General features: G+C 52.3%; 20 protein-coding genes. 9 read left to right on the plus strand and 11 right to left on the minus strand.

The window, feature by feature from the left end; genetic code table 11:
• From APH25_RS25615 to APH25_RS02810, 5 genes are all read left to right on the plus strand, one after another.
• A partial coding sequence (locus APH25_RS25615) for a hypothetical protein (protein WP_060480982.1) occupies positions 1–618 on the plus strand: 618 nt, incomplete at its 5' end.
• Between the two features lie 312 nt (positions 619–930).
• Entirely contained in the window at positions 931–1,581 is a 651-nt protein-coding gene (locus APH25_RS02795) for a hypothetical protein (RefSeq protein WP_060480983.1), read from the plus strand.
• A 228-nt stretch (positions 1,582–1,809) separates the two neighbouring features.
• Entirely contained in the window at positions 1,810–3,021 is a 1,212-nt protein-coding gene (locus tag APH25_RS25835; RefSeq protein WP_256217476.1) for a hypothetical protein, read from the plus strand.
• 192 nt (positions 3,022–3,213) lie between these two features.
• The gene (locus APH25_RS02805; protein ID WP_060480984.1) at positions 3,214–4,566 is read left to right on the plus strand and encodes an ImmA/IrrE family metallo-endopeptidase; all 1,353 of its coding nucleotides are present in this window, start codon (positions 3,214–3,216) and stop codon (positions 4,564–4,566) included.
• A 143-nt stretch (positions 4,567–4,709) separates the two neighbouring features.
• The gene (locus tag APH25_RS02810) at positions 4,710–5,339 is read left to right on the plus strand and encodes a hypothetical protein (RefSeq protein ID WP_060480985.1); all 630 of its coding nucleotides are present in this window, start codon (positions 4,710–4,712) and stop codon (positions 5,337–5,339) included.
• 51 nt (positions 5,340–5,390) lie between these two features.
• Here APH25_RS02810 and APH25_RS26170 read toward each other — a convergent pair whose 3' ends face one another.
• The 4 genes from APH25_RS26170 to APH25_RS02830 form a co-directional block, all read right to left on the minus strand.
• Complete coding sequence (locus APH25_RS26170) at positions 5,391–5,657, minus strand: MbcA/ParS/Xre antitoxin family protein (protein ID WP_082428193.1); 267 nt, start codon at positions 5,655–5,657, stop codon at positions 5,391–5,393.
• 118 nt (positions 5,658–5,775) lie between these two features.
• On the minus strand, positions 5,776–6,402 hold the full coding sequence (locus tag APH25_RS02815; RefSeq protein ID WP_060480986.1) for an HAD family hydrolase: 627 nt from the start codon (positions 6,400–6,402) through the stop codon (positions 5,776–5,778).
• A gap of 56 nt (positions 6,403–6,458) precedes the next feature.
• Entirely contained in the window at positions 6,459–6,956 is a 498-nt protein-coding gene (locus APH25_RS02820; RefSeq protein ID WP_060480987.1) for a hypothetical protein, read from the minus strand.
• Between the two features lie 498 nt (positions 6,957–7,454).
• Positions 7,455–8,189 carry a metallophosphoesterase gene (locus APH25_RS02830; protein ID WP_060480989.1) on the minus strand — a complete coding sequence of 245 codons (735 nt, stop codon included), beginning with the start codon at positions 8,187–8,189 and terminating at the stop codon, positions 7,455–7,457.
• Between the two features lie 315 nt (positions 8,190–8,504).
• Here APH25_RS02830 and APH25_RS02835 point away from each other — a divergent pair, with 315 nt between their 5' ends.
• Positions 8,505–8,903: a helix-turn-helix domain-containing protein gene (locus APH25_RS02835; protein WP_256217477.1), complete on the plus strand. Its 399-nt coding sequence runs from the start codon at positions 8,505–8,507 to the stop codon at positions 8,901–8,903.
• Between the two features lie 113 nt (positions 8,904–9,016).
• Here the strand turns inward: APH25_RS02835 and APH25_RS25415 are convergent, their stop codons facing one another.
• From APH25_RS25415 to APH25_RS02855, 5 genes are all read right to left on the minus strand, one after another.
• Positions 9,017–9,529, minus strand: coding sequence for a hypothetical protein (locus tag APH25_RS25415; protein ID WP_156333127.1), 513 nt, complete (start codon positions 9,527–9,529; stop codon positions 9,017–9,019).
• Positions 9,530–9,533: 4 nt separating this feature from the next.
• Positions 9,534–10,598: a hypothetical protein gene (locus APH25_RS25420; RefSeq protein WP_177331152.1), complete on the minus strand. Its 1,065-nt coding sequence runs from the start codon at positions 10,596–10,598 to the stop codon at positions 9,534–9,536.
• Positions 10,558–11,418 (minus strand): hypothetical protein, encoded by an 861-nt coding sequence (locus tag APH25_RS02845; protein WP_060480991.1) that lies wholly within the window; start codon positions 11,416–11,418, stop codon positions 10,558–10,560. The genes APH25_RS25420 and APH25_RS02845 overlap by 41 nt, the downstream gene beginning before the upstream one ends.
• Complete coding sequence (locus APH25_RS02850) at positions 11,418–12,320, minus strand: TniB family NTP-binding protein (RefSeq protein ID WP_256217478.1); 903 nt, start codon at positions 12,318–12,320, stop codon at positions 11,418–11,420. Before APH25_RS02850 ends, APH25_RS02845 begins: the two co-directional genes overlap by 1 nt.
• Before the next feature lie 417 nt (positions 12,321–12,737).
• A complete protein-coding gene (locus tag APH25_RS02855) occupies positions 12,738–14,693 on the minus strand; it encodes a Mu transposase C-terminal domain-containing protein (protein ID WP_082428197.1) in 1,956 nt (651 codons plus the stop codon).
• Between the two features lie 861 nt (positions 14,694–15,554).
• On the opposite strand from APH25_RS02855, the gene APH25_RS02865 reads away from it, so the two are divergent.
• From APH25_RS02865 to APH25_RS02870, 3 genes are all read left to right on the plus strand, one after another.
• Complete coding sequence (locus tag APH25_RS02865; RefSeq protein ID WP_156333129.1) at positions 15,555–16,088, plus strand: hypothetical protein; 534 nt, start codon at positions 15,555–15,557, stop codon at positions 16,086–16,088.
• Positions 16,089–16,099: 11 nt separating this feature from the next.
• The gene (locus APH25_RS26175; protein WP_371262493.1) at positions 16,100–16,276 is read left to right on the plus strand and encodes a hypothetical protein; all 177 of its coding nucleotides are present in this window, start codon (positions 16,100–16,102) and stop codon (positions 16,274–16,276) included.
• A 241-nt stretch (positions 16,277–16,517) separates the two neighbouring features.
• On the plus strand, positions 16,518–17,018 hold the full coding sequence (locus APH25_RS02870; RefSeq protein ID WP_156333130.1) for a hypothetical protein: 501 nt from the start codon (positions 16,518–16,520) through the stop codon (positions 17,016–17,018).
• Between the two features lie 160 nt (positions 17,019–17,178).
• On the opposite strand, the gene APH25_RS02875 is transcribed toward APH25_RS02870, so the two are convergent.
• Together APH25_RS02875 and APH25_RS02880 are read right to left on the minus strand one after the other, a co-directional pair.
• Positions 17,179–18,024 carry a hypothetical protein gene (locus APH25_RS02875; protein WP_060480996.1) on the minus strand — a complete coding sequence of 282 codons (846 nt, stop codon included), beginning with the start codon at positions 18,022–18,024 and terminating at the stop codon, positions 17,179–17,181.
• Between the two features lie 129 nt (positions 18,025–18,153).
• Positions 18,154–20,136: an ATP-binding protein gene (locus tag APH25_RS02880; RefSeq protein WP_060480997.1), complete on the minus strand. Its 1,983-nt coding sequence runs from the start codon at positions 20,134–20,136 to the stop codon at positions 18,154–18,156.
• Positions 20,137–20,229: the final 93 nt, after the last annotated feature.

The following is a 20,229-nucleotide window of genomic DNA, read 5'->3' on the forward strand; positions in this document are numbered from 1 at the left end:
CAACTCGCGACCGTGACGGATGAGAAAGGCGCATTCACTGCTGCCCAACGGATGTTCGATCCTGACTCCACTTTCGGCGCGGTACTGTCGACGGTCGCTCCCGATGACGATGTCATGGTCTGCGATGACCTCGGTGATGAGTGGGCTGACTTCATAGGATTTCGCACGGATCCTGCTGCTCCAAGGATCACGTTCTATCACGCAAAGCATGGCGATCTCACGCTCGGCGCCGGCGCGTTTCACGTTTCTGTGAGCCAGGCCATTAAGAACCTGGGCAATCTCGCACTACCCGCTGCCGCCATGGCCAACAAGTTCGCCCTTTGGGATCGGCTCTATAGCAATGGTGGAGTGACGACGCGGATTCATCGTACCTGTCGCGGTACACCCGCGGCCTCCCGAACTGCGGTTGAGTTCTGCCGGAATGCCCCTCATACCTTCAAACGGGTGGCCATCGTCACCTCATCACTGAGCAAAACTGCTGTTGAACAAGCCTTCAAAGACATCGAGGCGGGGCGTACCCCAAGCCCCTACTTCGTCCAGCTTTATTGGTTGCTGTCGTCCTTTTTTGCTGCCTGCACCGAGGTCGGTGCTTTCGGGTGCGTGATATGCCAAGAGTGAGCACGAAAGCTCACACTTACTATCTTGTCACGTTACCAGCATGAGCCTCGGGTTTCAGGCTAAACCGTTCCGTCTTTGAGTTCTAAAGAGCGTATGCACCAAAGCCAATACACCACTGGACGGGTCGTCGATTTTATCGAATGGCTGGCACGCAGGCTGGACGGCGCTCCTATCCATTTTGCAGTCCCGGACACTGCGTCCTATGTCCATCTCCACGATGCCTTGAGCGCGTACCAATGGCCCCTCAGGGCTAAAGCTCCACTTCCGCCATCGGTTCCAGGATTCCCGTATCGACACCCTGTCGTACCTCCGATGCTACGCAATAGCGACCTGGCCACAAACGCTGCCGTCCTTAGGACGCTTCAGCATGAGCTTCGCAAAGCCTACACCGGCGGTGCTGCCAAGCACGTTGAGCTCGCAGGAGCAGTAGCCGCCATTTTTCACTGGGGAGGTGTCTACACCAACAAAAACAACAAAGGTAACAAGCCCTGGCTGCTGCACAACCACGTTGGATTACACGCGATTCTCAACACTTTTGTTTTCGACCACTCACGGGGCGATGACACCACAACCATTGCCAACTTGCGCTTCAACTCGGGCATGACCAAGGTCTACGCCCTTCTGCTTGAAGATTTCATCATCTACGACAGCCGAGTCGCCGCTGCTTTGGCCTGGCTGGTACGCCGCTGGTGGGTAGACGATCTGAGGCAGCCAGTGAACAGCTTGCCATCGTCGCTGAGATTCGGCTGCCTGCCAGGGAACGGAAAAATGGCGCCCTTTAGGAACCCCGATAGATCCGTCTTCACCACACTGAGAAGCGACCCTGCTGACCATTACCTCTGGAACGTGAGGGCCAATTGGTTACTGGGTGCTGCACTTGCCAAGGCTGAGCGGCCTGTCAATTTCCCGGATCTACGATCTATAGAGGCCGCGCTCTTCCAGATGGGACGGAAGGTTTCATGAGAAACACCTTCGCGTGACTCAGTGCCGCGGCGTCTAGGCGCACCCCGTCGGTGACCCTATCACCTCTCCGAGTCCTTACCCCGGATCTTCAGTCTTTGGGTTTGAACTGGACGTAATCTGCTGCCAGTAGGTGCGCCTCCTTACGAGCTCTGAGTCGGTGAATTCAACATCCGCACGGCGCGGCGACTAAAACTCGAACTGGAACTAGCGATTGAGCTTGGAACGACTATGTATTTGACCATCATGAGACCGGAACTCGCGGCTTGCGTTGCGACGTTCTCAGGGGGCTTGAGTGTCCTAAGTAGCCAGCAGTCGGGGCTGAACCGCACAGTGCTCATCATCAAGGCGTCGAAAGAGAGCATCCTAACCGCCAAGCTCGAAGGTGAGTTCAAGTTCTACCTGGCGCCGGCGCAGATCAGCGGACAGCCCTGCATGGCTGTAGTAACGGCTTTTTTTGACAACGCCGACAGCCCCCTCACTATCTTGTCTCCACTGATCGCTGGTGAGCGATTGCCAGAAGCGCTCGAGAAATTACCGAATGCATTCGATGTTTGCTTTTTTGACGAACACAATCGTGAGGTGTTTGCCTGCAACGCTTACGCTGAGCTATCCGCTTTCCGAGCTGCTTTGCAGTCCTGTGCAAAAGCTGCCCGAAGCGATGGTGTTGAGTTGATGCAGCGCGCGCACGAGTGGTTCGCCTGGCGCAGTGACGATGATGACTGCAGAGCCATTCCAGTGAAGCTGAGGCACACCCTATTACCGGTTGACCTCGTTCATTACAACCTGCGCGAAGATGCGCATGGCTATCTGGGGTCTCCGGGTTTCTCACGCTCCACGCTTCAGCGCCCCGAGCCGGGCGCTCAACAAGAGTTAGATATCATCATGCTCCTGCAGCGCGCCTACACACCTAGGCAGATTGTTCACTCACCCGTGAAGGTGGCCGACAACGAGGAACTCGTCGACATTGCAGTGGCTGGGACTCACTGCACCTTGCTCATCCAGGCGAAAGATAGCCCTAACACTGATCAAGGCCTTAGAACTTCACTCGAGCGAAAGCAAAGCAAGTCGGTGAGTCAGCTTAAAGGGGGGCTTTCACAGGTCGGGGGCGCAGTATCGTGCATTCGACGAACCACCGGCCTTGAGCTCAAGCTCGAGGATAACGAGAAGCTCGACATTGATCTGTCTGCCCGCCCTTTGGTGGGTGTGGTCGTGGTGAAGGAGCTTTTTCTCGACAAGTTTGATATCTACAGCGATCTGGCCATCAAAACCATGGAAAAATTCGGGTTGCCGGTAGTTTTCTTTGACTATGCGGAGTTCGAGCGAATGACCCGGTATTGCTCGTCTGAGGCCAAGTTGCTTTCGGCCTTTGATCAGATCCTAAGTGTCGCCATTGAGACCGGCCATTATCCCCGATTAAGCTTCGATACATCCCAAGCTTGACCGTCGCCAGATCCAGGAACGGCATCCTCGACCAATGCTCTGCTCGCCTGTGTTGGTGGCGCGTTGGTCGCTGGGCCGAGCGGATAAGAAGATGACCTACCCATACCTGTGGAGCCAGCCCTAGGCTTGGATGCGTCATGGCTTTTAGCTATTGTTCCGGCCTAATGACTTGGAGAAGGCCTGCGGAACGGAATGACGCCTCCAGTATCGGATACACCGAAGCTAAGCACCTATGCCAAAGGAGAGATATTTGAGCAAAAGGTGTTCGATTTTCTCTCAGGTGAGCTAGCAGCCGGCAGACTCCTCTTCGCGCCTCAGTTCAGTAAGATCTTTCGCAAGAAAAAGTATTTCTCCCGATATCGAGAGAGCTTCATCGTGTTCGATATTGCCATCGAGGTGCGACTTCCGGATAGGGAGGATCCCTCAGTGATCGTGCTGATCGAATGCAAAAATTACGATGGCACCATCCCAATCGACGACGTAGAAGAGTTCAGCTCGAAAATCGATCAGGTCGCGAGCCTTAACGGTAAAGGTATTTTCGTATCCGCAAGTGCTTTCCAGTCGAGTGCACTGAATTTCGCCCGCAACAAAGGCATGGCTGCGGTTAGGTACCTGGATGAAGGCAATTTCAAATGGGAGCTCTCTCGTTCATTGCTCGCGGGAACGATGACTGCCTCTGAGCGCAGGAGTGCAGCAATCCGCAACGCAATGATCGAGCAATCGTACGAGCCAGCACTGCATAGCACCTACGCCACCACTCCTCTCGGCTTCACAAATTCCTGGAGTGGGGTTCTCCAGGGGCTGCTGGCGGCCCCTGACGGCCAGAACGCGAGACTGGAGCATGTGATACAGCACCGGCCCGCTGTTAGGCAGTGGGTTACGTATCTCACGGAGCATCAGATTGAGGCGAAAGCAAATGAGGTACTGCAGGATATCGGTTACACCTGCGGACGTGTGAACCTGTCCAAACTGATCGATCACGAGCTCAAAATTAGCGGATTGGGAGTTACTTTCAGCCGAGCATCTATGTCAGCCCTTGGCGGTATCTCGTTCAATCCACCCCTAATCCAAATCTTCGCTGACGACAAGAACGAACCAAGAGCGCGTTTCACCTTGGCCCATGAGCTAGGGCATTTTTATCTGGAACACGGTCGCTACCTTGAGCGCGAGTTGCTCCACCCTCGAGACTTCGAACTGCAGCAAAGCACCCAAATGCCTACCGCGGATGTGGAGCGACTGGAGTGGCAAGCCAACGTTTTCGCAGCCCACTTGCTCATGCCGAAGACGGCCTTCCTTGAGAGGCTCGCGCGGCTTGCTCTGATTTACGATATCCGTAACCGCGGGCATGGCTTCCTCTACCTCGACAGCCAGCCTGTCAATCACCGCCTCTTTTACCTGGTTTCGGAGAATTTGAGCGTACATTTCGGCGTATCCAAAACAGCCGTACGCTTACGCTTGAGCAGCTTGGGACTTCTAATAGAGACCTCTGCGGCCAATCGATCGCCTTCCATTGCCCAGATTGTCAGCCGAAGGCGATGGTGCTAGTCTCGCCGCGCAAGGTGCTCGATAGGTGCCTGCAGTCCACGCCCGCGAAGCTCTAGCACTATCGTGACAGTTGAAAAACCCCGACCTGAATATCATCAGGTTGCCTTGTAGTGGACGCCAGGCCCGTAAGCAGGAGCTGCACAATGCAGGTTACCTACAGCCACATCAAGCAAGTCAAACGTCTCGCGAAAGCACTGAAAGACACCTACCCCTCCCTCAAGCTCTGTCAGCGTCAAGACAAGGCTGCCATCCAAGAGCTGGGGGTCAGGAACTACCATGAAGCGACCCGCCTGTATGACCAATGGCTCATGCTGCATGTCCACACCTCCCCTGACTCTGATGGCGTGAGCAAATGCTCGTTCTGCGAGTTCAGCTTCGCGGCTGACCTCAAAGAAGATCGCGAAGCCCACCGAGAGGTTCATGAGCGCTTCCATGAGGCGAGCGAAGCTTTGAGCTACAGCCCTGCCCACTATGCTCAGCGTGAAGTGATGAAGCGTGATGGTCGCAACCAGGCGCTCTCCGCAGAGAGCCCTGAGGTACGACTCGAGGGCTTGCTGTTGCTGCTGCGCGGATGGTTCGATCGATCGCTATCGAAGGCGATCTACAGAGACTACTGGCGCAAGCACCCCTCGTTCGACCTCTATGTGTCCATGATCCAAGACACCCTCTCCGGCAACTATGCCGAACTGAAGTCAGTGCTCAAAATCCGCTATGGCTACAATCCCGGCGAAATCGCAGCAGGTGACAGCAACTGGTATCCGAAGACCCGGTAACCCGTGAAGTAGGCCTCATTTTACCGATGAGGCCTTTTACATCTCCATTAGTTAGATGCAGATCCCGTGATCGAGGCGCATGAGCCATTTATAGATCACTGAATACCCTGATGAAGTGGAGAGTAGGAAGCATGGGGCTTGACCGCCAAATTCTACTCTTGAAGTTTTCATCCAATCAGCACTGAGCGCGGAGTTACCAAAGACCTGGTTTGCGACCCAACATATCTGCTGGTACCGAGCAATGTGACTACGATGATCAAGACTCCAACAACTGATCACTTCAGTGTTGCATGGCGCTACGATCTCAAGCATGTTCATGCTTATACCTCAGGATGAGTAAGAGCCATACTATTCCGGTTGAATATCTTCACTCGCTTGTTTCGTTACCCGCCCGCCATCACAGAAGGCGCGTGCAAAAGGTGGATCGGGATGAACTCTATATGACGATTGATTTGGCGAACTCTAGCAAGTTCTGGAACCGTCCCGCCCCGTAGCGATCCAGATGTGTTCCCACAATTCCGCACGCACGCGGCCCTTGTTCGTCACATTTCTTTGAGTCGCCCACCATGTAGACCTGCCCATGTTTCGGATCGGATAAATTCCCGGGCTCAATACCAAGCATTGAACATACACTTCGGTAAATGATTGGGTCGGGCTTCATCACGCCGCACTCCGCGCTAAGGGCATAGGCATCAAGGCCCGGAAGCAACCGCCGCACCTCTCTGCAATAAGGCCCTGCCAGATTTGAACAGACGCCAATTTTTGTGCCCGATGCTCTGAGCAGCTCAATCGCGGCCCAGGCATCATCAAACACCTGGATCGACTGCAGCTCGAGCTCAAGAGCATCCTTCAGCAGAGCCAGATCTCCAGAGCCCAAGTGGATTCCAAGGGCATCCGCGGCTTCGTGGAGCTCAGTGTCATGGGTCATGATCCATTCCAGATCGTTCGAGGATGCCGCGCGCCCTTGCTTTGCACCCAGGCGCACGAGCTGCCGGTACGGATTCTGACGGTTCCGAATCTCGACAACTGTACCGAACACGTCAAATATCACCGCCGCGACCATCAACGCTTCCTAGAAGAAAATGAGAATAGATCATAGCCGACATTAAGATTTTGCGACTAGCGAACGATAACACCGTGCTGAGCCAAATCGCTCACCAGTGTCTTACGACGCAACATACGCGGAATCTTGAAGACAGCCCTGTAACTGTAGAAAAGCGCCATTGGAATGAACAACAGACCGAGACCGTATGTGGCAGTTGCAATAATAACCCCTGCAGGAACCGCGGCCACAGCCATCATAACTCCTTTCAAAACGCTAGACCTAGTCACCAGCTTCATATGATCAAGATCATACTCAACTTTTCCATCCGGTTTCCCGACTGCCACCAAAACGATAGACTTCTTGGTCAGGTGCTTGAAATACCAAGCTCGCGGACTATCAGTCATCATGGCGCCATGGCGCTTGAGGTAGTTGAGCATCACGACCTCCTTAAAGTGAAAGGTGTTTCCCAGGTCATCTTCGCAGCGAACCGTGTCATATAGCGTATCAAGATCGGCACTGGCCTTGACATTAAAGTTCTTGACAGTCAACGTGAGCTTCTTGAGGTCGGACATGCATCTTCCTTAGGCGCATTAATCTACGGAGCAGCAGCTAAATCACCCTAGCAGCCACAAAATTGAGGCGAGTGAAACCCGTGATTTGAATCACTCGTAAAAATCGCCCGCTCTGATTGAGCAAGGGAAGCCAAGTTAACGCGGTTACGCTTTATCCTGTACCAGGCCTGAAATCGATCCACTATGTGCTCATCTCGCTTGTGATCACGAAGTGGTCGTTCCCGCTGATACTGCGCATGAGCTTAAACCCAGCCCTTTCCTCCACAAGCTGCAAAGGGGGTGTAGCAACGGTCATTCCATTCGCGTTGAGGCCAGATAGATCGCTGAAGACCTTGGCTGCATATCGCTGGCCAACGCGCCCAGCCTGGGACAAGTACGCATCAACGATGACGCCCCAGTCCTCGCGCTGTGCCCGAACGACTTCCAAGGGCACATTCGTCTTCAGTTGTGTGCTCTCTCGGAGTTCAAGAAAATTCAGGGCTTTCGCAGAATCCGACATCAAATTTCAATCTCAAAGAATGGGTCAAAACCGGTGCTCTCCCCAGGGTAGCCACCGGGGTTCGACACTACTCTGCAGCCCGTCAACTCAACATCTGTAGCATCATGCGTGTGACCAAACACCCACACATCGGCCTCCTCAATTAGGTGCGGCCAGTCATTGGTGTACGCTGCAGTAAGATGCCCTTCATGCTGATCACCAATCACCACGGGGGATGGTGAGTGATGGGTCACCACTACCGTTTTGCCGTCAAACGGTCGAGCAAGCTGTTGAGTCAGCCAGTCCTTGGCGATGTGGTTCCGGGTAATCAGGTCTTCCGTTCGAAGTCGCCTGTAGCTCAAATCCGCCCTGATGTATTTGAAGTCATTCATGCATTCCCTGGCAGCCCTGCTAGCCGCGAGCGGATCGCTTGTGGAGGTGAAATCAGTCCAGGCAGTAGTACCCAGGATCCTGACGCTATCCAGAATCAAGGCTTCGTTCTCCAGCACGTGGACATGGCTGGCCGCGGCGTCCTTCATTTTTCGCAGCGTGCGATCAATGTGGCCATCGTAGTACTCGTGGTTCCCAGCGATGTACGCGACTTGGCAGTCAAAGGTTTCGCTCGCCCAATGGACGCCTCTGGCCTTTTTGTTGATGTCGCCGGCGAGGATTACCAGGTCAACCCCAGCATCGAGGGGCGGCGGGTCGAAACGGCGGAACTCCGCGTGGAGGTCTGAGTAGATTCTGATTCTCAAAATGCTGACCTTGAGGATTTAGCGGTAAATTGACGCCGACTGGGATACAGAGCGCACGCGTGCCGGGACTACCGGCACAATGGAGTGGAAGCATTCCTGCTTTCCGCCTTCGATCACAACAGGGTGCAAGCGTGCGAATGGGTTCATTTCGCAGCACTATATTGCATGGAGTCGAACCGTGCAATATGGCTTTATCCTCGGCTTTGGGTATTCCAAATGTCGTTGAGAGAACCGCTGGCCGCAGTCTTGAGACTGACACGCACCGCCCGAAACCTGTCTCAAGAAGATTTTCATGGCCGGGTCGAAGCTCGGCACATGAACAACCTCGAGCGCGCGAAAAGCAGCCCCACCCTGTCCTCGCTCGAAGACATCGCCATTGCATTGGACGTTGACCTTGTAGCGCTCGTGGCGGTCGCCAGCGCTCATGTCCGTAGCCAGACCCCGAAGGAATTTTTGAAACACCTGGCCGGCGAGATCACCAAGCTTGAGAAGCTCGGTGTCCTGGTCAAGCTCGACGGCGAATTCACCGACGGCAAGCTTCAATCAGTGCACGGTCGCATTCGGTCAGGCGCCGCCAATCGAGCGGCGGTGCTTCAGTGCAAGGCTGAGGGAAAGACACAGAAGGAGACTGCGGAGCTGCTGGGACTCGCAAAGTCGACAGTGAGCAAACTGTGGAAGACGCCAGAAGCAGTTTATGTCAATAAGGGCGCTTGACCCCAGGCTATGGGTGCGGGTCACCTTGTGAACCCCTTATAGGGATTAGCAGGTGAGCACAGCCAAAATACAAGCACGCAAGTAGGTGATAGCACATGTCAGAACGCTCGGGCTCAGACGTCAGAGAAGGTGACAACACCGGAGTCAACGGCACTATTGAAGCGACCTACTACACGATCTAACATCCGGACAAGCTGGCTTGAATTAATTACTTGAAAACTATCAAGCTCGCTGAGCATCGAATAATCCCAATCATAAAAAAGATGCGCTATAAGCATGCCAGCCTTTGACCAGTCGAACGTATTAGGTCTAGGATATTTGTATGTTTCAAGAGACAACTGGCATCTATCAACCTCAACTTTCCGCCTCGCCAAAGGTATGTCCCCTGACGCACTCCTGTACAAATTTTTGGCTGCTGTTGGCCGAGCCATTTTTTCCTGAATCGCTAGCTGTGCGAGGTAGTGCAGTTTGCAAGGTGGCAAGCCATAGCTAAAGCTGTACGAAATTATCATACCAGTCGCGCTATCAATCAAGAAACAGACTGGCGTGAGAGCGTAGTCGTTAGCGTGCACCGTACGGATGCGCAAACTAGAAACCCAGTAAAGGGGTGCGAGATATTTATACATGCTATTACTCCCACCCTTTCAAAGAAGATACGCCCAACAAATCAGTGCTGTACACCTGCAGCACCGTACGAACGCCCTGCGACAAGTCAAGTCGCCGCCACAATGAAGATCCCGAGGTGCTCAGATATACGTCGTGATCTTGCCGAGCATCCGCGGCCTGCTCGTCGGTAATCCACCCCAATAACAGGCCTATCAGGTAAAAAGCCCGAGCGCGGGCGATCGCAGTGACGCGCAATGGCAACTGATGAAACAGGGAAATTCCATTTACATTATCAAATTCACTACTCGACTGAACGCTGAACTTCAGCACTGACGTGTAATTACCCATGACCTCGGCCCTCAGTGAAAGGCGAAGAAGCGTCAACAGAAAGTTTTCAGCGCTACGCTGTACTGCCTGATCGTGACAACCTTTCATTAATTTATATGCGCGTTCAACGACCATCCTGCCAAGTAGCTGCACTGCACTGTCCTTCTCGAGCCATTTCGTTTCCCGCTCCAGCTCATGACCACGAGCGCTGTCGTACTCGAATACATCCATCGCAAAATCCACTGAGTCATGCAGATAATTTCCAGCACTACGCAGTACACAGCCATGCACCTGACAAAACGGCTTCAATAAGTATCGCCAGCTTCTGAGATACACTGGAAAGCCCGTTGCCGTCACCGATTCCTCCATGCAAGCAAGGCAGTAATCTGATCGAAAGTAGATCGGTATGATTTGAGCCTCAGAGGGACGGAACGTGGATTCGATCCACTCCATCGAGATCTCATAGCATTCTGCAAAGGCCTTGACCCCTGGTAGACTGAAGTCAAAATCATAGTCTTTACCTCTGCCTCCTAGCGCTTCGATGTAGGGTGCGCGTAGCGCTGAGCTTTCCCACGCGTCGGATGGCATACCCCAAAACGCTCGCACTTCAGGCTCAGGCTGGACTTCACGCACTCTGTACATCCAGGATGAAAGCGCTTCATCAGGATAAGGCTCAGGATAAATTTTAGAATAAGGGTTAGGAAAAGGCCCCGGGTAGACCTCAGGTGTAGAGAAACTGGAGGACATAACTTTCGTACTCATTTAAATCATTCGTCGTGCTGAGCGCCGCCACTGCGCCTTGCTGGTGAAGGAAGCGCTCAACTAGTTTCAGCCTGAGTGACCTATTGACGTCCTGAATGTCTAAGCCAAATTTTGGCTCTGAGACTCTAAGGCTTTCTGCAGTAAGGTTGAGCGAGTACTCACAATTCAACCTCCCCCATAGTCGATTCGCGAACCCATGGTATTCTTCATCTGTCAGCCGCTGCCTAAATGTGTAGCGGCGCCAACCAAGCCGCAAGTACCTGTCGAACCTTTTCTGCAGTAGAGCACTGCGCGTTGAAATTACAAACTTGAGATCTCGAATTTCTTCTGAGAGAAGACGAATAACACCGAAAACTGTATCATAGTCATCAATGTCACTCGCCAGGACATCTAGATCATCGACCAAAATCATTTTTTGAGATGAGAGCGACAAAGTCCGTACCAAATTTGGCGCCAGTACCCTTTTTTTGGGATGGTACTTACGCCTGACATGGAATGCATCAGACAAATGATCCAAAAATTCTGATCCGCCAATGTACATATCACCCTGCAGTAGCTGAGTGCTACTAGGGTGGCGCTGATGCAGCGTTCTGAATAATGTCGTGATGCCGCATCCTGAAACACCATCCAGCAGCATCACGCTTGACTCTGTATTTGTTTCTGTATTTGCCTCTGCATTTGATTGAGGGGGTAGGTTTCTGGGCCAGATGGATTGCTCTAAAGTCTTCATCATGACCAGCTGTTCCGTTGAAAAATACGGGAGGACGAAATCGTCCTCCAATACTTCTCGAGCTAGAGCTTTAGCTTGAGAGGGCGTCATTACGCGCAGTCCTTCTCCATACTCACGTCGTGCAGGCCCTGCAAACTCGTTCCCAGTTCCATCGCCATGATGGCATCCACGTCACGGACATGCTTGAGCGTGATGCGTTCGGTACCGTCTGCGATTGCAGCCCAAGCCGATGCCTGCAGAATCTTGACGATGTTGTCGGTGATCCCCAGCGACTTCTCGACAATGGCCAAGCAGAGTTCCTGGTCACGAAAGTCCGTCGGCTTTTTCAGGGGCAGCCGGTGGATATAGCTGAACACGAAGTTCCGAACATCTTGGCCATTCGACCAAGTCTCCAGGTCGTGAACTGCATAACGACGAGCGAGTTGCGGATCCTCCCTTAAGAAGCGGGCGGCGTCAGGCACACCAAAGGCGAATACCGAAAGGCCATAAGTGGAACCGGAAAGGTTCTTCAACAGCGACAGATTGACCTTTCGCTGGAAAGGCGAGAGTGTAAGCGCATCATGCACCTCATCAATGACAATGGCTTTGATGTTCTGGCTTTTGATGAGATGCTGGAGATCCGGACTGATCCTACGGGACTGGCGGGCTCTGCGGCTCGTGTCCAACCCCATCTCGGCAAGTATCAGCTCCTTCAGACCCATGTTGTCCGCGTTTTGGTGCATCGTCACGGTGACAATTCGGTTCACAGAAGTGATATTCCTGCGTCCAAGCTCCTCGATCATGCTCGTCTTTCCGACGCCCCCCTTACCCAAACACAGCAAGCAAGGGGCAACAACCTTCCTTGGCATGGACATGATCATGTCCATCTTTTTGAACAATCGCTCGGCGGAGGGGTGCGGAACGAAAAAATCTTTCAGGCAGGACATAGCCCGATCATGATCGCTCAGTTCAAACAGTTGGTGGCAGCTGCAGTGCACATGAGAAAGATCCATAATTTATCTCCACATATAATATATAAGACGTATTGAGGATAAAAAGACACACTGAAGCCTCAGCTATATCTTTGAGCTGAAGTTTTGGTTGTGTCGATTAGTTAACAGGCTTGTTATTGTGGCGTTTTGTAGCGCCTTGGCAGATGCGTTGCTTAAATGCTGGTTGATTTTTCATTCTGTATCCAACCAACAGCATTATCTGCGCAAGCATGCCCAATTTTGATAACCACAGTTTTAAGCACCTGCTTGCAGGATATTTAAGTTGGAAAGTAACTATTGTGGTTCCTCTACCTCACTCTTGTTTATTGGATCGGTGATTTGGAGCCTGATATTGAATTCAGGGGCTGGGTTTGGGGTGAGTCTTGGCTGGATCTAAGTCTGAGGCGAGTCCCAGTCGCTCATAAGGTCAGGCCAGCTTCAGTAGAGAGTCGGTGGCGCATCAAAGTCGATCTGTTCTGCCGTGCCGCTCCTCGAAAAGCCCTGCCAGGAACGCTCCGCGGCCTTTCGTTCTCCCCCGACAGCTCGAAGTGCCGCACGCCCTTTCCGAACTTTTGAAACCTCGGGTTTAGGAGTTGTGGCGTTTTCGGGCTTTCTGGGGGATGCGATGCTGGCGGGCTTGGCAGTTGCAGCATTGTCAAGGAAGGTATCCAAGTGTTCCGTTTGATCCGTAAGCTCAGGTTCGGCTTGCGTGTTGACTTGAGACCTGGAATTAAGCGACTCGGTATAATTCCGCTGATCGCGTTTGCCCGCCGCTTTGGCAGCTTGGCGCTTACTTTGAGCAGTCCGCCGGTACTCTTCTTGGACGATTGCATTGCCCAAAGCAAGAGAAGCGGTAGCATCAGCAGAGTAGGTGCCATCCCGCTCACCCTTCTCCTGCCGCTCAACCCTGTACAGGGCATAGTCGTGGCTACGCCGCATCTGATTTCTGTACTCTGGTACACTTACGTAGGTACCATCTCCTTCAAGATCTACGAATATCTTCGAAAGATCATTTGGGTCGTACTTAACTACCAGCTCTTCTCGCACTTTGTTCTGCAGGCACGGTGCATAGTAGAATCGCCCGTGCATTTCGATCCCACCTGCGCGGATGAGCTTCGGCCTTTCTGGGTAAAGTGCGTACCGAAATCCTTCATGCAAAGACTCGTCGATCTGACGAGGCTGTGAATGCTTCCCAAAATGCTCATCCCATTTTTGGGAGGGAAACATCTTTATGGCCGGATGCTTGCGATTGTTATACGCATGAATGGCGCAGACGAAGAACTTCCTAAGTGCAGTAATAGAGATGGATGCCCTAGCCACGCTGTCCTCATCACCTCGCTGCTGTGTATTTGAATAGGTTGTCCCCCTCAAGAAATGGATATGAGATCGCATCATCGTACCTATCAAGCGCTCGATGTGCCCTCCCTGATGTTTTTTACCGACGTCACGGTGTTCAACTCTCACACCGAAACGTTTTAGCCTGGCCTTCAGCACCTCTGAGCGAAACTCAGCCGCATTATCCGCGTGTATGACCTCGGGCACGCCGTGCATAGGCCAGACGCTTGCATCCAGCCCAAGACTGGCGAGCATGGCCGTTTTGGGAAGGACGCAGTTCTCGATCAACATCGCTACCGTTACAGAATTGGGCGGAAGTAAGCTCAGGTAAAACCCAACAATAGCCCTCGTATGTATACAGATAGCAAAGCTAACCCAAGGGCGATCAATCACCGTCCGATCCTGCTCATCCACGACGATCATGTCGACACGGGTATGGTCGATCTGAACCCATTCAAGCGGGCGGGACGTAACCTTGTACCCGGGGCGAGCCTCGAAGACGTCAGCAGCATCAACCTTCCCTAGCTTCATGTTAGCCAGGAACCTCTTGCCCTTCTTCAAAAGCCGCCGTCGTACAGCATGATAGCTAGGCCGTTTGAGACCACGCTCGTCAGCAAGCATTTGGGCGGTCACCCAAACCCGTTCGATGGTTGCTGCCTTCCCTGCGTAGGCCTTGATGGAGTCAACAATCAACCCCTCAAGTTCTCCCCCAAGCTCGGACGGCGTCGGACGACGTCCGGGCATGCTGGACGTAACGGCACTCAGATCACCGCCACGTGCCCTCACTCGCCGGATAATTTTATGGAAGCCTGATGGCTTCATACCGATCGCCCTCGCCGCATCAACAGCGCTGATTTGACCGGAAAGATAAAGCTGAATCGTCGGAATCCGGTCGCTGGCAAGATCGAAGCGAGCAATGGTCTTATCCGAACTATCCAGATTTAGCTTTGAGCTCGATTTGGATTCTGCAATCCGTGAGGGCGCTATCGTTGGCTCAATATTTTTTTCAGATGTTTTATTGCGATTTGTCATTCCGTCTACCATTTGACGAGTTGCCATTGGTAAATGGCACCTGCCCGTTGTTTGTGGGTAGTGGTTATCACTTGCTGGTTTTTAAAGAGCGGCGCTGTGAAAGCCGAGCTAGTTTTACTTCCTAGATCGGCAAGGTCAAGCCCCACTCCGAAAAGCGTGAAAGTTGATTTAGCCATATATTGACTGACAATTTAGGCTATTTTATTTTACTGTTTTCAACGCCTAAAAAATATTGGAGGCCCGATGGTGTCAGGCCTTGAGGGGTTGAGCTGGCCTCATGAAAAATTTGCCAAGCGAGACGAGAAATGGAGTAGTATTATATATATTGACAAAAATCATATCTGCGGCATCGATATATGCGTTTCGCAATTTCGTGAAGTTCGCATCGAAATCACAAATGTTTTTTGTGCAAATTTTTCCTTGGACTCTATCTTCTTGGCCATCGCGGCTGAAAAAGCGTAAGCTAATGCGGACATTTTCCGCAGTTTGCGCAGTTAATGCGGACACTTTCAGCACAAGCGCTCAGTTAAATCGGACACTTTCTGGGAAAAATTTGCAAATAATCTGGACACTTCCCGTCAAAAAGTGTCCTGAGTGCAAATTGGAATGCTGGAGGTCTTGAATTTGGGGGCTTGCGGGGAGTGTCCACGATTCGCAAAGGTCACACTGAGCCCGTTTCCGATCTTTCCTATCATGTCGACTGTGAACGTTGAAACCAAAACGGAGTTCTGTCGCCTCACCGGAAACAACCCCTTCCCAATGAGTTGCCTTCGACAGCTCATGTGAAACCTGAGCTGCTGGCGGCCACTGTCGATTTCAGAACAAAATGCTAAGCGGCTTGGGGTCGCTTTTTTGCGTCCTGGCCTTTCGGAACCAAAACGGAAAACGGTGGCTTACAAGGTCGTCCCCTGGATGCTCGCGCAGCAGCTATCGGGCAAACCCGTGGACTCTTCTGTCCCGCTCAACCTGTCTGTTTGTAGTGACGGCTCGTTGCTCGCGTGGGACAGCCCGCTGCTGTACAACCGTGGTGAACGCCGGGCAGTGGCTGTGCACTCCATTTCTCCCGGCTTGTTGCTGCTGCATAAAGTGCCCAGTCAATATGCCTATGTCACGGTTCACCTGAGCCATGTCCTGCCCGAGTGGCGCCACACCACACATTCGGTCTGGGTCAAAACCGATCGCGGAATTTCAAAGTTCCAGATCCGGACGTTGCGAACGGATGAGGGTCAGTTTCAAACGGTCTACTCCAGCCCTGCCGCTGAGTTCATCCAGCACATGGGGGAAGGCGTCCAGCCCGCTCTTGGTGGGAATGAGATCTCGCTGGCAGGGGCAATCCGCCCTATCCACACACGCCCTCCTGTAGGATCACCCATCGGTAGTGGCGTTGGAACGGTCATTCTCGACCAGAGCAGCTCGGAGTGACGGAGTTCGTAATGATCCAAGAAGGGAATTTCGGAACCAGAGACCAGGTGGCACTGCAGGCTGGGTATTGGTGCAAGAATGCGCCGCTGTGGGATGGATTCCTACGGCTCCCCTCCCCTCTGCACGCGGCCCGGCAGATTGCAGCAGATCACCCGGTGTCTGAGAAGCTGAGGAAGGGGCAGTTCTGAATGCGCACAGTTAGTACATGCCATTGCCACACGGCCATAAACAACTTTTATCGGTGGAAAAATTGAGGCAAGACCAACCCCTAATGATTATCTCTTTACTGATCGCCGCATTATACAAAATGGCCTCCTTATCTCTAAATAAATTAATTCTGTGATTACTTACCCACTGAGCGCCTGCTAAAAAGCAGTACTTTACCATCAGTCACGTGCTATACTGGCAGATTTGGTGACGATTAAAAACATGGCAACTTCGCATTTCAGACATATCCCAAGACGAAATCGAGCCAGAGGCTTGCCATCCAAATTAAGACGACACTCCAAGAGGTTTAGACTTGCCTTAGCAGAAGGAAACATTGAAAAACAAAACAAAGAATCAATTGCTGCCTGGGAAACCATGGTTAAGTTGTTTGAGATACTTCGTGGAGAACAGGATCTAGGGAACTTGACGTCTGAACCGATGCGAACGGCAATCGGACATTTGGTTGTTTGCAATTCCATAGACGATCAGCTTGCCATAATGGAGCAGAATAAAATCGACCGTTCTAGATCAACAGAGCTCAGTCTCCGCGGAGCCCTTAACAAGATCGCCCACTGGGAAAATACGGATTTTCGTGTCGACAAAAGAGGCGCTCATTACATATTGCTGAGTGGTACGCATAAGCAAAAGAAATGGGTGGCTGAAATTCTTATATCCAAATTATGTAAAAGCTGCTCCATTGCAATTGCGGCAATCACCGGATAACAGCGACGCAATGCAGACGGGCGAGACAGGAGAGCTTCGGTCTGAAGCATCTACTCAAAGCCAGCGCTTGTGATAGGACTATCCGAGCGCTGGATACTTAAAAATTCTCTTCAAGATTCAAGCGCTGGGAATACTCACAGTAAAATTCAGACATATCTATTTACAGCACAACGAGGGGCTCTGGGCCTTTTTTTATCCAAAGCTTTAGCTCCTCAAATTCCGCAGAGTTTAGATCTGGGAACAATGTTTTGTTGATGCCAATTGTGGTTTCTTGAATCGTATAACCAGGAAATTTTTCACCCCCACTTGAGAGAGCTACTATCTCTTTAGAAAATCCTTCAAGCCCTGCATCTAGAGTCTTAAAAAATATTCTGCTGCGAGAATTTATGCCGTAAACCCCTTGCATCAGCCTGGCTACTCTCGGGATTGTCATTAAGTCCGCGATAGCATTGTACACTCTTTTCTCAGTTACCACTTTATCGCTTGAAGGAGTCTTGGGCTTCAAAACGTCGAATGCATTACGATTACCATAAAGACTTGCAATTCCGCAAATAGTTATTAAATTACCTCTTTCGACTTGCGATCGATCCGCAATTTCTCCAATTTTCTCCAATATAGGACGCCTTTTGTCTTTTTTTAGTTTTTGAAAAAGGTTTTCCTGCATATACTGAACTAATGGTGCGTACCTTTTAAAGTCACGAGGCTGCTGATCTGAAGCAGCGATTGCGCTAAGAAGCGTTTCGTTTCTAAAGAATTCCTTATCAACCTTTGCATGCTTGAAGAAGTCTGGAAAATAATCGAGCTCTTTATTTATACCATCAAAAGCCTCTGCCGTTGTCTGAGGCAACCCTTTATTTCCCTCAAGCATAGCAAAGATCAAGCTTATAGTTACCCCTTTGCGATCCAAGGATTTAATCCTTGAGATTTGCTCAGGCTTCAGACCCTTAAAATTATCCTTGATTTTTCCGATGATATTTCTATCAATCATATAAATTATTCCGCTCATCCACAGCTCCCTTTTTATTAACTTCCAGTATCCCGCTAATTGTTAGCCTATAAATTCGCCGAAATGTTCTCTTCAGTCTGAACCTTGTAGGTGAATACGAGCTTACAAGCTCCGCCCAGTAGCTGCTGATCAGACGACTTCCTTGATTTCCGCTTCCGCCGGCTCTGCAGGATTGGGTGTGACCAGGTCGAGACTGCCTTGCTCCTGGGTAGACAGTACCTTGGCCAGAAGCGTGTCTGTCGTGAGATTGTCGTACCTGTCCTCCAGGGTTTTCCGTAAGCGCATCAGACGAAGGTTGGCGGTGCTCACCAGAGTGCCGTAGGTGGTAGCCCTCACCTGTCCATAGTTACGAGACTCATCGCCCACTGTTTTGGACGTACTCACCCCGGCGGCGATCGACTGACCAACTACCCAAGCCGTGATGAACGGAGCGCCATTGACGTAGCCCGATGCGGCGATGTCCTGGACATACCCGTCGGCCTGGTTGACCTCCTTGCGGTTGAGTTTGAAGCCGCCTTTCTTGAGCTCGATCAGCAGGATGTTTTGCATCTGGGCGACTGACGCATCCTGAGGATCGAACTGTTCAATACCCACCAGTTGGGCAGTAGCCCGGTCTGGCAACACCACGATGTCAGGCCGTTTCCGATCGTTGATGAACGAAGCTTCCCCATCCCCCCAGAGCTGCTTCGCCACACTTTTCAGGGTCATGTTCGAGCAGTACTCCACTGACTCGAACTCTGGCCCGAACAACCAACGAGACCGTAGTATCAACGGATGCAGCGTGTGGAGTTCATCCGTCTCAGGATCCTCCGCCAGCCTGGTGATCGCCTCGATGACGCTGAGCCGGCCATCAATCTCATCCAGCACACGCAAGGCGTCCTTGACTGACCAATCAGCCAAGAGCGAGTCCAAGCCTTCAATGTCCGTCGCAGGAAGGTTGGCCAGCTTGTGAAGCAGCGATGCCCCGCTCTTGGATTTCTCAAGGTTGATCACGGCTTTCACCGCCGTGGCGAGAAACTCCGGGGACACCATAGGGTGAGCCTGGGCAACTGCTTTCGTGAAGGCAGTGACTTCGAGCTGGGCCCCGTGCCCCAGCGATTTGAGCTCTGACCGATTCTGTACCAACGCATCTTCTGAAGTGGCTTCCACAACCTCAGCTGCCAACTCATCCGCCACCTGGCCAATGCACTCTGCAGCAGCCTTGTACAGCTCCTCGACAGCGGGCGTTGGCTGAAATCCTGTCCAGTCCTCAATCACATGCCTCTCAAAGCCCTGGGTGTCTACGATGACCTTGTAGCGTTTGGCGAACCTTGTGCGGCCATCGAAGTTCGCTACTTGGCCGATAACCCACGAGGGATTGCCAACGAGTCGGTGCTCAACCCAAAACGCCACACCTTGGTGGATGGAGGAATGGTTCTGCTGCGTGGAGTCGATGACGATGACTTTTGCTGTGCGCCCATCACTCAGCTTCAAAGTGTGCGAGCGAGCATGCTGCTCAAGCTTGGCGAGGGTCAGCGGTGTGCCATTGACTCGAATTTGGAAGCTCGGGTCATGAATGAACCTTGCGGCCAGCACCGTGATGATTTCATCCACATCCGGCATCTTGCGGGTAACCGACACGGACAACCGTGTGCCCGAACCTTCTCGCTCACCAAACTCCTCGGAGCGCACCACAAAAGGACTGGGCCCGGATTCGGTACCCACGATGAAAGTGCTGAGCTTGCCATCGCGCCAGGTTTCTACCTGGTACTGGTCGCCGAAGCAAAGTAGGCCATGCCGACCAACCCCGTTGCGACCATAGGCCTTCCTGGATTTGCCGTTCTTGCCCTTGGGAAATTCGACCTTGAAGCTCTGATGCTTGAGTCGGTTGTAGCGAAGCGTCATCCAACGCTTGCTGAACTGCTGAGCTGTCATTCCATGACCGTCATCAACCACGGTCAGCGTCCCGCCTTGCTCAGTGGGTAAAACCAAGTCGACCCTGCTCGCGCCGGCATCCCAAGCATTGGCCACCAGCTCAGTGAGAGCCACCTGCGGCACGTGCGCGACGGGGCCCAACTCTCGGAGAAGATAGTCCTCCTCAAACAACGACAGATGACGGGTTTGGTCAGACATCGATTCCCTCCATGGATTGATGCGCACTGGCCTATTGCCAGACAGCAGCAGATGCGAGCAATCCTACCTGATTGGCTTGCTGAGCTAAATCCG

Origin of the sequence: Pseudomonas sp. NBRC 111119, assembly GCF_001320125.1 — a bacterium.
Taxonomy (GTDB): Bacteria; Pseudomonadota; Gammaproteobacteria; order Pseudomonadales; family Pseudomonadaceae; genus Aquipseudomonas; species Aquipseudomonas parafulva.